Origin of the sequence: Roseibium sp. (genome assembly GCF_965276855.1) — a bacterium.
In the GTDB taxonomy this organism is placed as follows: Bacteria; Pseudomonadota; Alphaproteobacteria; order Rhizobiales; family Stappiaceae; genus Roseibium.
The window spans coordinates 912,274-928,394 of the sequence record NZ_OZ255700.1 but is presented as its reverse complement, the minus strand read 5'-3'; the positions used below and the strand labels follow the sequence as shown (position 1 = coordinate 928,394).

Below are 16,121 nucleotides of genomic sequence, written 5' to 3'. Positions count from 1 at the left end.
CGGCTACACTTGAAGAAATCAAAACAGCCGGGGTACGCTCGGGGCATGTATGCATCCCATGGTTTCTTGAGATCCGACATCGGCGATGTCGATGTGGTCTATCACGACGGCCTATTTCATCTTTTTCATCTCGTTCTGCCCAATCACGACTTTATTGCACACGCCGTGAGCCCGGACGGGATGACCTGGCGGCGTGTCAAAAATGCGCTGTTCGTCGGGGAACCGGGCGATTGGGACGATGACATGCTGTGGACCATGCATGTGACCCCGGATCCCGAACGGCCCGGCAGCTGGCGGATGTTCTACACTGGTCTTGCGCGGTCGGAATTCGGCCGGGTGCAGCGGGTTGGCCTTGCGCGGTCCAAGGACCTTTATCACTGGGAGCGCTCGACCTCGAAAACCTATCCGATCGAGGTGCCGGGACCACATTACGAAAGCTCGATCGATGAAGGCCGGCAATGGGTCAGCTTCCGCGATCCATTCTATTTTCAGGATCCCGATACAAGAGAGCGCCTGCTACTTGCCTCAGCCCGGATCAAGGACGGGCCGATCATCCGGCGGGGCTGTGTGTCGCTCGCCGTTGAGGAAGCGCCCGATCAGTTCGTTTTTGAAGCACCGCTTCACCGGCCCGGTTTGTATGATGATGTGGAGGTGCCGAACCTCTTCAAGCTGGACGGCCGGTATTACCTGATGGGCTCGATCCGCGAGGACATCAAAATCCATTATTGGTATGCCGATCAGCTGCGCGGACCCTATGAAAACTTCTTCGACAATGTCTTGATGCCGTCGGGAAACTATGCGGGGCGCATCTGTAATAACGGTGGCGATTTGCTGCTGTTCAACTTCTTCTCAAAGACGGAAGTCGTTTACGGCCGGGAGAGCGTCAAAAAGCTGCTGCCCCCGCCGAAGGAACTGGTGACGGATGCCGCGGGCCGGCTGAAAGCTAAGTCTTTTTCAGGCTTCAACGATCTGGTGACGCGCAGCGAGAGTGTAACCGCCTCCTATCAATGCAAAAAGCTCTACGCCAATCCGCATGCTTCGGTGATTGACCGCGAAGACGGCCTGCATCTGTCTTGCAAGAGCGGGTACGAGGCTTTTCTTATGCCCGGCCTTCACCAGGATTTCCGGTTACGTGCCGAACTGACCCTTGAGGGTTTGGGCAAGACCGGTCTTGTCTTGCGCATGAATGATGAGGGGGACGGGTATTATCTGTCGCTCGATCTGGTCAACGGAATTGCTCAAATGCGGGCCTGGGGCGCCAATCCGACGCCGGAATTTGAGCACGCTTTCCGATATGCACCGCTGCAAGAAGCCCATTTCCGGGGCAACGCGCATGGGCCTTGGCAGGTCGAGGTGGTCGCTCACGGGATGTATATCGAGTTTTCGGTCGATGGGTATGTGGTGTTGTCGCTGGTTGATGACAGTTTCGCCGAGGGCGGGGTCGGGTTTTACACCGAGAGCGCAGCGGTTTGCCTCAGCCATTTGACGATAGAGACGTTAAGCCGGCCCGTCACGGAAGCTGCGGCAGAGCAGGTTTACACCGCCACATATTTTGCCCCTGAAGAGGAGGCCTGAGTGCGCGCGGAAAACGACAATGCGAAACCGCTTCTACTGGTCTCGGACATTGATGACACGCTTACCGGGGACCCCGCCGCGCTTCGCAGGCTGTGGCAGGTTCTGGAGCGGCACCGCGGTCGGCTCAAGATTGCTTTGAATTCCAGCCGGCCGGCGCCCAGTGTCGATGAAACGCTCCGGTCCTATTTCCCAAATACTTTCGCGCCAGATGCTGTGATCACCGGTTTAGGAACAGAAATCCAGCTACAGGGCACATTGTTATCCTCCTGGTCGCAGCAGTTCGATGCCTGGCCGGATGTTCAGATCCGCGAAGCGGTGCTCAAGATGGGCCATACGCCGCACGACGCGGTGTTTCAAACGCCGGGCAAGGCAAGTTTCGCGGTGCCCGGCCAGGAGCAGGTGGACTTGGTTGTCCAGCGCCTCAATGACGCCGGGTTTTCCTTCAAACATATCTTTTCCGGCAAGAGTGATCTCGACATTCTGGCACCAGAGGCGGGCAAGGACGCTGCCATGCGCTATCTGGCAGATCATCTCGGGATCGCCTTGCAAGACACGATTGCAGCCGGAGATTCCGGCAACGATCTGGCTTTGTTTGAAGCCGCAGGCAAAGCCATTGCGGTCGGCAACGCCCGCCCGGAACTGTTGGCTGCAATGCCGAAAGACAAGACTTATCACGCCGCAGCCCATCATGCGGCCGGCGTCCTGGAAGGATTGGCGGCGTTCAACGCCATTCCACGGTCAGACGTTGAAAATTAGTTCGAGCCTTACACTTACAGAAACAAACACGGCACAATCAAAAAGAACTGCCTGGGAAAGACGGAGACTTGAAACACAACAAAGGTTGGTACGACATGAACAAGCAGAACGTTGGTTCGCTTTTGATGATTTCCCTGCATGGCTATGTGGCCGGAACGCCGGAACTCGGCAAGCCGGATACGGGCGGGCAAGTGGTTTTCGTCCTCGAGCTGGCCAAAAGGTTCGCGCGGCTTGGCTACCACGTTGATGTGATGACCCGGCAATTTGAAGATCAGCCGGCCGAAGACATCATCAATGAAAACCTGCGCGTGGTTCGAATTCCCTTCGGCGGCAAAGACTTCATCCGCAAAGAGGACATGCACGACTGGTACGGTGACTTCGTCACCAACGCGCTTGCCATGATCCGGCACCGCGGATTGCAGTATGACGTGATCAATTCGCACTATTGGGATGCCGGTGTTTCCGGTCAGAAGATTGCCGAAGAACTCCAGATCCCGCACATCCACACGCCGCATTCGCTTGGCTGGTGGAAACAGCACGACATGGAAGGCGCAGATGCCGCCGAAATGGCTGGATACCGGTTTGATGAGCGGATCCAGAAGGAGTTTGTGCTCTATCGCAATTGCGACCATGTGATCGCGACGACCGAACAGCAGGTCGATCTGATTGCCGAACACTATCAACTGCCCAAGGATCATATCTCGATGATCCCGCCGGGTATTGATGAGGCCCGCTTCACACCGGCCACGCCGTCGCGCGTGGCTTCGGTCCGGCAGAAGCATGATATCCGCGATACCGATATTTACGTTGTTGGGCGTGCTGCGGAGAACAAGGGTTATGATCTCGCTATCGAGGCACTTCCCAGCCTCCTGAAGCTTCAGCCGGAAGCCCGGCTTGTGCTGGCAGCGGGCGCAAATTCCGACAGCGACAATGCGCTTTTGGGGCAGTGGAAACAACGGGCATCCGAGCTTGGCGTATCGGACAGGATCAGCTGGCGCGGCTATGTCGCCGACGAGGACCTGGCCGACTTTTACCGGGCACCCGGCATTTTTGCCCTGCCGTCCCGCTACGAACCCTTTGGTATGACCGCTGTGGAAGCCATGGCCTGCGGAACACCGACGGTGGTGACCATTCATGGGGGGCTGTTTGAGCAGCTGGAATTCGGCCGTCACGCCCTTGTAGCAGACCCCAAACGCCCGGAAGAATTTGCGACCATGTTGAACATGCCCATGCAGTATCCGTGGGTGCGGGAGACCTTGTCGGTGGAAGGGGCGCGGTTTGCCCGCCGTGTCTTCGGTTGGACCGGGATCGCCCGGCGAACACTGCAGGTGTTTGACCATTTCAAGGGGCGTTACGACGATCTGCAGACCGACGAACTCACCTTGGCGAACTGACCGCGGAGTGGTTTGAGGGCCGCGCAAGCTGAACCGATTCCCGGTGATCTGGAAAACGGTTCAGCTTGCGTTCAGCTTGGTTTGGTTACACCTTGCGCATCAACTGCTGATGTCTTGAGGATTCGACTTGTGAAAGTCTTTCTAACCGCCCTGTTTTTGTTGTTGGCCGTAACTGGCGCCGCAAGCGCAAACTGCCTGTCGCAGGCCGAAGCACGTGCCGTGGTCGCAAGCGGTCAGGCGCAGCCGCTCGGCGCGGTAGCCGGACAAGCCGGCGGCGAAATCATCAAGGCGCAGTTGTGCCGCCAGGGTGGTGGATATGTGTATGTCTTGTCTGTTTTAAAGAACGGACAGGTGACCAATGTCACAGTCAATGCGAACCGTTGACCGGTATACCCAGCGCTTATCAAACACCCGACACTCCCCCAGCCAGCAAATGAAGTCCCATGCGCCTGCTAATTGTTGAAGACGACAAAGACCTGAACCGCCAACTTATGACCGCCCTGGAAGAGGCCGGCTATGTGGTGGACAGCGCATTCGACGGCGAAGAAGGACATTTCCTTGGAGACACCGAACCCTATGATGCGGTTGTCCTCGATCTTGGGCTTCCGACGCTGGACGGCTTGTCAGTCCTGGAAAAATGGCGGCGCGACGGGAAGACAATGCCCGTTCTGATCCTCACCGCCCGTGATCGCTGGTCAGACAAGGTGGCCGGAATTGATGCCGGTGCGGATGATTACGTCGCAAAACCCTTTCATATGGAAGAGGTTCTGGCGCGCGTTCGGGCCTTGGTGCGCCGGGCTGCCGGTCATGCCTCCAACGAGCTTACCTGCGGCAACGTCCGGCTGGACTTGAGAGCTGGCCGGGTCACGGTGGATGGTTCTCCGATCAAGCTCACTTCCCATGAATACCGGCTCTTGTCCTACCTCCTGCACCATCAGGGGAAGGTGATTTCCCGGACGGAGTTGACCGAGCACCTCTACGATCAGGATTTCGACCGTGATTCCAATACGGTCGAGGTCTTCGTGGGCCGCCTTCGCAAGAAGATCGGGGCCGACATGATCGAAACCATCCGCGGCCTCGGGTACCGTCTGGGAGAGGCCCGTGACGACTGAGAACGCGGAAGGTGCCGGTGAGCCGGCTCCGGAGCCCGTAAAGCCGCAGCGATCCCTTGCGGGCCGTCTGGTTCTGGTGGCGGCCGTATGGTCGACGCTTGCACTTGCGATTGCCGGTGTGTTTCTTGTCAGCCTTTATCAACGGGCCAGCGAGCGCTCGTTTGATGCCCAACTTGAAATTCACATCAAGGCCCTTGTTTCGGAAATGCTGGAGACGAGCGACGAGACCGTTTTGCGCGTAACGCCTCAGGTGCAACAGCCGACCTATCTGGGCGACCCTCGGTTTTCCCTGCCTCTGTCCGGCTGGTACTGGACCGTCCGCCAGGCAGATACAGGCACGGTTCTTTACGCCTCTGAATCTCTTGTTGGAGATCCACTTGCAGTGCCTGCATTGGGGGAGGCGGAGGCTGGAGCCGGTTTTGTTGCCGGACCGACAGGCGATGAAATCCGTGTTTTGCAACAGCGCATCGCCGTAGGGGAGACGCCGTACGTCATCGCTGTTGGAGCTGCGACTGCCGGCTTTTGGGCCGATATTCGCGAGTTCGCGCGCCTTGCCGCACTGACGCTTCTCATCGTCGGGCTTGGACTGGTTTTAGCCACGTTCCTCCAGGTCCGTGTCGGACTGCGGCCGCTCGTTCGATTACGGTCTTCCCTAAGCGCCGTACGCCAAGGGGAGGCAGAGCGGATCGACGAAGCTTTGCCACGTGAGATCGCTCCGCTTGCTGTGGAGCTGAACTCGCTCATCGGCTCCAACAAGGAAATCGTTGAGCGTGCCCGAACCCATGTGGGCAACCTGGCTCACGGTCTCAAGACACCCCTTTCGGTAATCTCCAATGAAGCCCGCGCATCGGAAGGCCCGCTGGCGGATAAGGTCATCGAACAGACGGAGGTGATGTCGACCCAGATCCAGCATCATCTGGAACGTGCCCGGATGGCCGCACAACGTCGGGTAATTGGCGTGTCATGCGAAGTGCAGCCGGTCTTGGACAGGCTCGTGCGGGCGATGAATAAAATTTATCGGGAGCGGGATGTTCGCCTTGATGGCCTTGAAGATGCCACGTTGCGGTTTCGTGGAGAGGGGCAGGACCTTGAGGAAATGTCCGGCAACCTCATCGACAATGCCTGCAAATGGGCAAAATCTGCGGTGCTGGTGACCGCAACACCTATCGCGGACGCATCCAGCGCGCGCGGGATGGTCGAAATCCGTGTCGAGGATGATGGCCCGGGCTTATCTGAGGAGCAATGTGCTGAAGCCGTCAAGCGTGGCCGCCGCCTGGACGAGACTGTCCCTGGAACTGGGCTCGGCCTCTCGATTGTGGCAGATTTGGCAGCGCTTTATGGAGGTCGGCTGGAACTTGGGCGGTCTTCGTTGGGGGGATTGAGGGCGCGGTTGATCCTGCCCTTGCTTGGCGACAGCTGATGCCCTAACGGAATGGTTTGCAGATTTTTAAATCGCCTGTGATCAGATGTGATGCAGGTCACAGGCAATGTTTCTATATCGTGGCCAAGTTCGGCCACAAAGTCACGTTACCACTGAGTCGCTATCCGGTGACTTGGTCCACAAAGCCGATTTGGAGACTAGGTGCATGAAATTGCGCAGCGCCCTTTGTTTGCTCACAGCCACTCTTTTGGGAGGATGCTCCATCGCATCCGGCGCAAATGGCGTGGGCGGATGGGGCTCGTCGTTCGGCGATCCGAGGGGCAACGTCTCGGGCACGGAAGCAAGTGCCGCGATCTCCGTATTGGTGAACAATGAATTCGGTGAAGCGCTGGAGCCTTCTGACAGGCGGGCTGCGGAACAGGCACAGGACCGGGCTCTGCGTGCACGCGGTGTTGGGGTGTCGGTTGCCTGGCAAAATGACCGGACCGGCCGCAGTGGCCGTGTTCTCCCCGGGCCTGTCTATTCCGTGAATGAAACCGAATGCCGCGAATTCACCCATGAAATGGTTCTCCAGGGCCGGGTGCTTCAGGCGCGCGGCACTGCATGTGAGATTGATCGCGGGGATTGGAAAGTCATCGGTTGATAGCCGGATACCCGTCCAGATCCACATATCTGATATCTTTCAATAATCCTGAAATACCGGGCGTCGGGACCAAAGCGTGCCGCGCGGCGGCATAGTGTTTTCTACATACTTGTTTAAGGTTCGCCGTTTACCATGGATAAAGAAACATTGGCTGCCGTAGAACTCGTGAATGACACAGCTGGACCAGCTACAGGCTAAAATCAGGATCTATCTTAGCAGCCTCAGTCCAAAGGCGATTGAGGCGCTTGTGCGTAATCTTGAGCGCGCGAAGGCCCAGGCCGATGCAGATCCGCACATTGAGCTGGTGCTCAATTCAGCCCTTGCCATTCTGCGCAAACCAACAACGCATCCTCTTGATTCAGAAGGTAATGAACATCGCCGCGGTCAAATCCAGCGCATGTTCTTTACGTCCCTTGACGGGTTCCTGATCGACGAGTTCCTGCCGAACCGTCAGGAAGGACGGATCCATCGCGGCATGTTGAACAAGGTCTGGAAATGGCTCGGCCGTGACCTTATGCCAACCGATGTTCAACTTGTTCTCGAGCAGGCCGGAAACGCAGCCGTGAGCGGTGAGCGGATCGATGGTTTGGTGCAAGCACTCAGAACCCGGTCGGCAGACGCGATCGGTGAAGCATTAAACCGCGGAGAAATCGACGAACGCGAACGCCGCCGCATGGGGATCGAGCTTGGCGGTGAGCGTGGTATCTCCGAGCTGCGTGACATTCATAAGGTTTTCTCATCCGAACGCTGGCTCATGCCGTTTCTGGAAGCCATGCCCGACCGGATCAACGAACGGCGCTTAAAGCAGGACCACGACGTACTGCGTATGGTCGACAAGTGCTACGAGCGGTTTCCGGACCATCTGCCGCTGGTCGCTGCGGCTCTTGTTGACCGTGCCGACAAGCCTTCGGCCTTATGTGCTTTTGCTGGACGGCTGGCCGGAGATGATGATCCGAAGGTGATCGCGGGGTCGCAATTTGCGCCGTTTGTTGATGTGGTCATGAGCGAGGCCGAACGGCTGAACATCCTGGCGGTGGATCACCGCAACAACAATCCGGATCCTGTGGCTTTTTCAAATGCCTTGTCGGACTATAACTCCCTGGTCCGGGGAATTGAACGCGATGTCGATCTAACCGTCACAGGAAAGTGGCATCGCAGACTGGCTGATACAAAGCGCAGCATTTCTGATGTCGTCACGCGGGAACTCCACAATGCCCATACGGCAGTACGTCGGGCCCTTCAGGTTCCAAAACTGGACAATGAGGGCAAGTTGATTGTCGACCAAACGGCAATCAATGATGCCGTTCGCGCGGTGCGGGTCGTCAATATGGTGCGCAATGGATCTGAGACATTCGCGGTCAATGATATCAGCAAACGCACCCGCCAGACCGTCGAGCAGACGCTGGAAATTGTTACAAGGTCTTTGATCACCGATCTTGGCAAGGCAAAGAGCCCGCAACTGGAAGCGCATCAGGCCGCCGCCGATGTTGCGATCATGTTGTCGGAAATCTATTTCGGTGCGGAGTATGCTGGCCAATTGCGGCGCAGCCGCCATGCGGCCCTTGCAAAGGCCAAAACGCGCGCAGGCGATGAAGCCGCTGCCGCGTCGCCGGAACGCCGGTTGATCAACAAGGCCCTGAAACGGGCTTGATTCTGAAGCTCCGGATGGTGCGTTAAGTGCTGTTCGCAGGTTTTAAACCGCGACCGCCAGTCACACACGCATTTGCTTGCATTTCGACACATTCGGTTGTCTATATGCATCCATGATTTTTTGGATCCTGATCTCAGTTTTGACCGCACTGGCGGCCCTTTCTGTTCTTGTGCCGCTGACGCGGGCGCGGTCTTCTGTTGAGGAAGCTGCGGCGCAAGCTGATGCAGCTGTTTACAAGGAACAATTGGCAGCAATTGATCGAGACTTGTCGGACGGCCTGATCGACGCAGAGGCCGCTGAAGCAGCTCGTACCGAAACAGCGCGCCGCTTGCTCTCCGTGCATGACCGGAAGGACGAGCCGCGCCCGGTCACTATCTCAAAACTCCGGATCCGATCCGTTCAGGTCATTGCGCTTGTTGCGTTGCCAGCTGCAGCCCTTGGAACATATCTCGCTCTCGGATCGCCTGATCTGCAAGACCAGCCGCTTGCAGCCCGCTTGTCGGCTCCGGCTGATGAGCAACCGGTCGAACTGCTGGTTGCCCGGGTGGAACGCCACTTGGCGGAAGATCCTGAAGACGGTCAGGGCTGGGCAGTAATCGCACCGGTCTACATGCGGATGGGCCAGCCGGATTCTGCAGCACGTGCCTACTCCAACGCGATCCGGATCCTTGGTCCAAGGCCAGACTGGCTGACGGACATGGGTGAAGCCATGACCGTGTCTAATGAGGGTGTCATCACCGAGCTGGCACGAACGGCTTTTCAGCAGGCCGTGGATCTGGAGCCGACAGCAGTGAAGCCCCGGTTTTTTCTCGCTCTGGCACTGACCCAGGAAGGGAAAACGGATGAGGCCGTTAACGCTTGGCAGAGCCTTCTGGAAGGAGCTGATCCTCAGGCAGCATGGGTGCCGGTTGCGCGGCGGGAATTGGCTGGTTTGACCGGAGAGACACCAGAACTTCTTCCAGCTCTGCGAGGTCCAAGCCAGGCTGATGTCGAGGCCGCCGGTGAGATGAGTGATGATGATCGCCAGAAGATGATCACAACCATGGTCCAGGGTCTTGCTGCACGGATTGATGCCAATGGCGGAACTGTTGCAGAATGGGGCCAGTTGATGCGCGCTTACATGGTCCTAGGTAAACGGGACGAAGCGTTTGACACCTATCGGCGCGCTGAAAAAGTTTTCGCGGAAAGACCGGCCGAATTGGCCAGGATCAAAGACGCAGCAGTCACTCTGGGGTTGAGTGGGTCATAAAGACAGCGGCAAGGTCCTATAGGGGCAGGATCTTGCGGGCAGGCAACGTTAGACGGAACTAAAATGACTCGGAAACAACGGCGTTTGACACTGATCGGATCCGCGGGGGCCGTTCTGGCAGTCGCACTTGGATTGATCCTGTTTGCGCTGAATGATCAAATTGTTTTCTTTCAAAGCCCAAGCGATATCGCGAGCCAGCAAATTCCTGAAGGACAGAGAATTCGTCTTGGCGGACTGGTCGAAGACGGTTCTGTTGAGCGCTCTGATGACGCAAATGTGAAGTTCCGCGTGACCGATACCGCGCATTCTGTGGCGGTGACTTATCAGGGCATTCTTCCGGATCTCTTCCGTGAAGGGCAGGGCGTCGTAACCGAAGGCGTTTTGACGCCGGGCGGGATTTTCGTTGCAGACAGCGTGCTGGCCAAGCACGATGAGAATTATATGCCCAAGGAAGTGGCGGAAGCTCTGAAGGATCAGGGCCATTGGCAGGGCGGAGAGGGCGCTGCCAACTAACGCTGTCAGGCGCGAAGCCTATGACGCAGCCAAAGACATAACCTGAGGGACGGGACGCAGGACAATGTTGGTCGAACTCGGACACTACGCTCTGGTATTGGCGTTTGCTTTGACACTGGTAGTGTCAGTGGTGCCGTTATGGGGTGCCTTGAAAGGCGATGGCCGGCTGATGGCGGTCGCGACACCGGTCTCCGTGACCGTCTTCTTTCTCGTGCTTGTTTCGTTTGCGGTTCTGACCGTGGCTTATGTTGCTTCGGATTTTTCCGTCGTAAACGTTTATGAGAACTCGCACTCGGCAAAACCGCTTCTCTTCAAGATCACCGGTGTCTGGGGCAATCATGAAGGCTCCATGCTGCTCTGGGTGCTGATCCTGGTCTTCTTCGGAGCTCTGGTCGGAGTGTTTGGCAGCAATCTTCCGGATGACCTCAGAGCCACCACGTTGGCTGTTCAGGGCTGGATTTCCGCCGGGTTCCTGCTGTTCATGCTGGCAACGTCCAACCCGTTCAACCGGTATGAAAATCCGCCGATCGAAGGCAATGACCTCAACCCGATCCTGCAGGACATTGGATTGGCGATCCACCCGCCGTTGCTCTACGTCGGCTATGTCGGTTTCTCGATCACATTCTCCTTCGCAGTTGCCGCACTCATTCTGGGGCGCACAGACGCGGCCTGGGCCCGCTGGGTCCGGCCGTGGACACTTCTGGCTTGGAGCTTCCTCACCCTCGGCATCGCCATGGGCTCCTACTGGGCTTACTACGAGCTCGGCTGGGGTGGCTGGTGGTTCTGGGATCCGGTTGAAAACGCATCCTTCATGCCATGGCTTGCCGGAACAGCGCTGCTCCACTCCGCGATAGTTATGGAAAAACGGGAAGCGTTGAAGGTCTGGACGGTGCTCCTGGCGATCTTCACCTTCTCGCTGTCCCTGCTTGGGGCCTTCCTGGTCCGCTCGGGCGTTCTGACTTCGGTGCACGCGTTCGCCACCGATCCGTCGCGCGGCGTCTTTATTCTCGGGCTTCTGTGCCTTTTCATCGGCGGCTCGCTGTCTCTCTTTGCCTGGCGTGCGCCGATGCTGAAACAGGGCGGCTTGTTTGCCCCGATCAGCCGGGAGGGCGGGCTGGTTCTCAACAATCTCTTCCTGACAGCGGCCACCGCCGCAGTTCTGGTCGGGACGCTCTATCCGCTGGTGCTGGACGCAATCACCGGCGAAATGATTTCGGTCGGTGAACCGTTCTTCAATCTGACCTTCGGACCGTTGATGGTGCCGCTCTTGATGGCTGTTCCGTTCGGGCCAATCCTGGCCTGGAAACGGGGAGACCTTCTGGCAGCGTCCCAGCGGCTGTATGCAGCGTTCGGACTTGCGTTGCTGATGACGCTCTTCACCTTCTGGCTCTGGGGCATGGAGCGGGTCCTTGCCCCTCTCGGTGTGGGACTGGCGGTCTGGGTGATGGCCGGGGCAATTTCCGAAATCGTCACACGGGTCAAGTTCTTCGAAATTGGTCCGAAGCGCGGGTTTGCACGTCTTTACGGTCTTCCGGGCTCTGCCTGGGGAACCGCGACCGCGCACTTTGGCATCGGCGTCACTGTGCTTGGCATTGTGACATCGTCTGCCTTCCAGGAAGAGCAGGTCCGGACAATGCGGCCCGGCGATACGGTGAACGTCTCTGGATATGAGCTGACATTTGACGGCGCAGTGCCGCGCCGCGGGCCGAACTTCGTAGAGGAAGTTGGGCACTTCACGGTTCGTGAAGGCGGTGCCTTCGTCGCCGAAATGGAGCCGTCCAAGCGCGTTTATACCGCGCGCCAGATGCCGACCACCGAAGCGGCAATCCATACGATTGGCTTTTCGCAGGTCTATGTCTCCTTAGGAGAGCGGCGCAACGACGGTGCGGTGGATGTCCGGGCCTATTACAAGCCGCTGATCACGCTGATCTGGATCGGCTGTGTAATCATGGCACTCGGCGCAGCCTTCTCCATGGCGGACCGCCGCTTGCGGGTCGGGGCTCCGAAACCGGCTGCCAAACGCAAACAACCTGCCAGCGTTCCGGCGGAATAGGAGACTGCTCTCAATGAAACGGCTCCTTGCGCGTCTTTCGCTGGTCTTGTGTGTCCTGTCTGGGCCTGCGCTTGCCATCTCACCGGATGAAATCCTGGAAGATCCAGCCCTGGAAACAAGGGCCCGGGCTTTGTCGGCCGAGCTGCGCTGCATGGTCTGTCAGAACCAGTCGATCGATGACAGCGACGCGCCGCTCGCCAAGGACCTGCGAGTTCTGGTGCGCGAGCGTCTGGTCGCTGGGGACTCAGACGCGCAGGTAATCGATTTTCTGGTCGACCGGTATGGCGAGTTTGTTCTTTTGAAGCCGCGATTTGCCTGGCACACGTTCTTTTTGTGGGCCGCTGGTCCTCTTGCGCTGATTGCCGGTATTGTCGCCATCGTGATCACGCTGCGCCGCAGACAAACAACAGCTGCTGCGGTGGGAGTAAACCAGCCGGTGCCGAAATTGTCGGAAGAAGAAGAAAAGCGCCTGAAAGCGCTGCTGTCTTCAAAAGACCAGAATTGATCCGAACGGCATTTGCTCAGATCATCTTGTGTGAACGCACTGGTCACGGCCTTGACACCAAGGCGTGACTTGTTTGCCCTTAAGCTCTCCTTACCTGTGCAGGGAAACAAGACTGGAGGGCCAGGCGTTGGCACAACAAGCACAAAAACTGGAATTTGAAGGATCGCAGGGCGCACACCTTGCCGCGCGGCTGGATCTGCCGGCTGGGCCCATCCGCGCCTTTGCGCTGTTTGCCCATTGTTTTACCTGTTCCAAGGATATCGCTGCCGCACGTCACATTGCCGGCGCCTTGAGCGCGGAAGGGGTTGCCGTTTTGCGGTTCGATTTTACCGGACTTGGGGGCAGCGGCGGCGATTTCTCCTCAACCGGCTTTTCCTCCAATGTCGAGGACCTGAAGCTTGCAGCGGATTTCCTACGCAAGAATTATGAAGCTCCGCAGCTTCTGATCGGCCATTCGCTCGGCGGCGCGGCCGTTCTGTCTGTCGCCAAAGACATCCCCGAAGTGCGGGCGGTCGTCACGATTGGTGCGCCATCGGAAGCCGGTCATGTCGTGCATAATTTTGCTCATGCGATCGATGATATTAAGGAGCAGGGCGCCCTAGAGGTTGATCTTGCCGGTCGGCTCTTCACGATCCGGCGCGAGTTTCTGGCGGATTTGGAACGCCAAGCGGTGCTCTCACACACTGCAGAACTCGGAAAAGCACTTTTGGTCATGCATGCGCCGCTGGACGAAACGGTCGGCATCGACAATGCCAGCGAAATCTTTCTCGCCGCCAAACACCCAAAAAGCTTTGTGTCGCTGGACAAGGCCGATCACCTGCTGTCCCGCAGTCAGGATGCGGAATACGCGGCAAAAGTCATTGCCGGATGGTCCAGCGGTTATCTGGATCCGATTGTTGAACCGGCCGCCAGCGCAAAAGGCGACGGCGTGGAAGTCATGGAAACCGGGCAGGGCAAGTTTCAGGCACTCGTCGCCAGTGGGCATCACCGACTGATCGCCGATGAACCGGAAAGCTATGGCGGTTTTGACAGCGGTCCGTCTCCTTATGGCTATCTCTCCGCGGCGCTGGGTGCGTGTACGGTCATGACGCTTCGCATGTATGCCGATCGGAAGGGGCTGGACATCGACCGTATCGGGACGACGGTGCTGCATGACAAGGTCCATGCAGCGGAGTGCGAGGACTGTTCGGAAGAGCAGAAGACCCGCGGCGGCAAAATTGACCGTTTTGAGCGGTTGATCACGCTGGAGGGCGATCTCGATGCAGCAACCCGGACACGGCTGCTCGAGATCGCAGACAAGTGCCCCGTTCACAGGACGCTGGAAGCCGGGGCAGCTGTCGTCACCCGGGAAATTGAAACGTAGTCGTTGGACGTTTTTTGAGATCTATGCAGCTTCGGCGCGTTCGGTTGCCTTGAGCTTGATTTTCATCAGGTTCAACAGCCGGCGGGCGTCCGTATCATCCAGCATGTGGTAATTGGTCAGCCATTTGCTGCCGGTGCTCTCCGGAAACTTCAGGTGCTTGCAACGCTCCTTGCAGATTGCCTGAAATTCCTTGGCACCAAGGCCCGTTGCCCGGCAGATGGTCGCAATCCCGGTGCTGTCAAACCGGACCATCAGGTTGTGGACATACTTCATCTGCATGCCGGAGAAGAAGGAAAGCAGGGCAACCACATCGAAAAGATTGTGTTCCACGCTGCACTGGTAGACCGCCTTGTTGAGTGTGGTCTTGCCCATCTTGATGCCCATGACCCAGGCCTTCGGGCTGATTTTGGACGGACGGCGTTGAAGTTCGCTGCCGGCTGCGATTTCACCATCGTCCTTGAAGAGGTCTTCCAGGAGCTCTTCGTTGGACTTACGCAGGTGGCGGATCCGGTCGCCCATCTGTTTGGGCATGTCTTTGACCAGCGCCTCAAACTCCGGCATCTCGATCTCTGCGCCAAGATTGCAGGCAACGGTTTGCTTGACGTCCTTGTCTCCACGCGAAATCAGGATCTTGGTCACGTCTTTACTGACGTGGTCGCGTTTGGCGAGCGCGAGGAGAAAGTCCTGACCCTTGGTTTGGGCCAGTTTGACGATATCTGCTTCGGACAGCGAGGTGGAGCGCTCCAGAACCGCCTGGGCGATCGGGATATCCTCGTTTGCAAGCGCTGCGGCAAGGGTTGAGGACATGGCAGAGACGTCTGCCAGCTTGTCCGACATCTCCTGCTTGGCTTCATCGCCAAGAGACGTATAAACGCCTTCCAGCATGGAATTCAGCAACTTGGTCTCTTCGGAGGAGGTGGTAGCGTCATCACGGGCCGCGAGCAGCCCGGTCATGTGAGCTGCCAACTCGTGCTTTTTCTGCGAGGAGCTTGCCTTTGCAAGTTTAAGAAGCGAATCGTCCATCACAAATCCTACCAACAGCAAATATTGCTGGAAGTTGTAAAAAAAGGTCTAAGCAAGGTGTTCCGTAGGGGCAGTTGCGTGGACTGCTTGACCCCGGCGAGCGGATGCGCGATGGGAACGGTATGACCGATCAGCCAATACTCTATTCGTTCCGGCGCTGCCCTTACGCGATGCGGGCAAGGCTCGCAGTGATGTCCAGCGGATTGACCGTGGAATTGCGGGAAATTGTACTGCGCGACAAGGCGCCCGAGTTCCTGGAAACATCGCCCTCTGCAACGGTCCCGTGCCTGAAGTCGGGTACGCAGGTGATTGATGAAAGCCTCGACATCATGGTCTGGGCATTGGAGCAATCCGACCCGGACAATTGGCTTAAACCGGAAACGGGGAGCCTGGACGATATGCGTGCCTTGATTGCAACCTGCGACGGGCCGTTCAAAACCCACCTTGATCGCTACAAGTACGACACGCGGTATGCCGATGCGGACAAAACTTCGGAACGGTCGGCGGCGTCCGAGTTTCTGAAGGAGCTTGATCAACGGCTGGAACGCTCTGCTTGTTTGTTTGGTGCAGAGCCGTGCCTGGCTGACTTCGCGATTTTGCCCTTTGTCAGACAGTTTGCGAATGCGGACCGCGACTGGTTCGATTCCCAGGACTGGGACAACCTGAAAACATGGCTGGTCACTTTCGAGAAATCCGACAGGTTCGCGGCCATCATGCCGAAGTTTTCCAAGTGGGAAATCGGCGATACGCCAGTTCTTTTTCCGTGATTTGTCAGATATTTAAGCCGTTGCCCGGCTGAACTGCTAGCAACCTTACAAAAACGTAATCCATCCGACAGGCGCCTGTAAGGGAGCCTTTCCTATCTTCAGTTTCGACCAGGAAACGCACGTCCCCGCGTGGTCC

Annotated in this window: 15 protein-coding genes; 14 read left to right on the top strand and 1 reads right to left on the bottom strand. The window is 57.6% G+C overall.

Features of this window, described 5'->3' with window-relative positions; all coding sequences use genetic code 11:
* The first annotated feature begins 45 nt into the window (after window positions 1-45).
* The 13 genes from ACQY4Z_RS04155 (at window position 46) to ACQY4Z_RS04095 (ending at window position 14,195) form a co-directional block, all read left to right on the top strand.
* Entirely contained in the window at window positions 46-1,575 is a 1,530-nt protein-coding gene (locus ACQY4Z_RS04155) for a glycosyl hydrolase (RefSeq protein WP_428526922.1), read from the top strand.
* Window positions 1,576-2,331, top strand: coding sequence for an HAD-IIB family hydrolase (locus ACQY4Z_RS04150; protein ID WP_428526920.1), 756 nt, complete (start codon window positions 1,576-1,578; stop codon window positions 2,329-2,331).
* A 68-nt stretch (window positions 2,332-2,399) separates the two neighbouring features.
* Window positions 2,400-3,725, top strand: coding sequence for a glycosyltransferase (locus ACQY4Z_RS04145; RefSeq protein ID WP_428526918.1), 1,326 nt, complete (start codon window positions 2,400-2,402; stop codon window positions 3,723-3,725).
* Window positions 3,726-3,854: 129 nt separating this feature from the next.
* Window positions 3,855-4,109, top strand: coding sequence for a PepSY domain-containing protein (locus ACQY4Z_RS04140; RefSeq protein ID WP_209177356.1), 255 nt, complete (start codon window positions 3,855-3,857; stop codon window positions 4,107-4,109).
* 59 nt (window positions 4,110-4,168) lie between these two features.
* Entirely contained in the window at window positions 4,169-4,837 is a 669-nt protein-coding gene (locus tag ACQY4Z_RS04135; protein WP_133950968.1) for a response regulator, read from the top strand.
* Window positions 4,827-6,257 carry an ATP-binding protein gene (locus ACQY4Z_RS04130; protein ID WP_428526915.1) on the top strand — a complete coding sequence of 477 codons (1,431 nt, stop codon included), beginning with the start codon at window positions 4,827-4,829 and terminating at the stop codon, window positions 6,255-6,257. The genes ACQY4Z_RS04135 and ACQY4Z_RS04130 overlap by 11 nt, the downstream gene beginning before the upstream one ends.
* 166 nt (window positions 6,258-6,423) lie before the next feature.
* Complete coding sequence (locus tag ACQY4Z_RS04125; RefSeq protein WP_428526913.1) at window positions 6,424-6,861, top strand: RT0821/Lpp0805 family surface protein; 438 nt, start codon at window positions 6,424-6,426, stop codon at window positions 6,859-6,861.
* 169 nt (window positions 6,862-7,030) lie between these two features.
* A complete protein-coding gene (locus ACQY4Z_RS04120) occupies window positions 7,031-8,512 on the top strand; it encodes a hypothetical protein (RefSeq protein ID WP_428526911.1) in 1,482 nt (493 codons plus the stop codon).
* 112 nt (window positions 8,513-8,624) lie between these two features.
* Window positions 8,625-9,761: a c-type cytochrome biogenesis protein CcmI gene (gene ccmI / locus ACQY4Z_RS04115; protein WP_428526909.1), complete on the top strand. Its 1,137-nt coding sequence runs from the start codon at window positions 8,625-8,627 to the stop codon at window positions 9,759-9,761.
* Window positions 9,762-9,824: 63 nt separating this feature from the next.
* Window positions 9,825-10,274, top strand: a complete 450-nt coding sequence (gene ccmE / locus ACQY4Z_RS04110) for a cytochrome c maturation protein CcmE (protein WP_209177360.1) — start codon at window positions 9,825-9,827, stop codon at window positions 10,272-10,274.
* Window positions 10,275-10,338: 64 nt separating this feature from the next.
* Window positions 10,339-12,327: a heme lyase CcmF/NrfE family subunit gene (locus tag ACQY4Z_RS04105; protein ID WP_306146546.1), complete on the top strand. Its 1,989-nt coding sequence runs from the start codon at window positions 10,339-10,341 to the stop codon at window positions 12,325-12,327.
* Window positions 12,328-12,340: 13 nt separating this feature from the next.
* Window positions 12,341-12,832, top strand: a complete 492-nt coding sequence (locus ACQY4Z_RS04100; RefSeq protein ID WP_428526906.1) for a cytochrome c-type biogenesis protein — start codon at window positions 12,341-12,343, stop codon at window positions 12,830-12,832.
* 127 nt (window positions 12,833-12,959) lie between these two features.
* Entirely contained in the window at window positions 12,960-14,195 is a 1,236-nt protein-coding gene (locus ACQY4Z_RS04095; RefSeq protein WP_428526904.1) for a bifunctional alpha/beta hydrolase/OsmC family protein, read from the top strand.
* A gap of 21 nt (window positions 14,196-14,216) precedes the next feature.
* On the opposite strand, the gene ACQY4Z_RS04090 is transcribed toward ACQY4Z_RS04095, so the two are convergent.
* Window positions 14,217-15,218, bottom strand: a complete 1,002-nt coding sequence (locus ACQY4Z_RS04090) for a DUF2336 domain-containing protein (protein WP_428526902.1) — start codon at window positions 15,216-15,218, stop codon at window positions 14,217-14,219.
* Between the two features lie 122 nt (window positions 15,219-15,340).
* Here ACQY4Z_RS04090 and ACQY4Z_RS04085 point away from each other — a divergent pair, with 122 nt between their 5' ends.
* Window positions 15,341-15,985 carry a glutathione S-transferase gene (locus ACQY4Z_RS04085; protein WP_428526900.1) on the top strand — a complete coding sequence of 215 codons (645 nt, stop codon included), beginning with the start codon at window positions 15,341-15,343 and terminating at the stop codon, window positions 15,983-15,985.
* The last annotated feature ends 136 nt before the right edge of the window (window positions 15,986-16,121 follow it).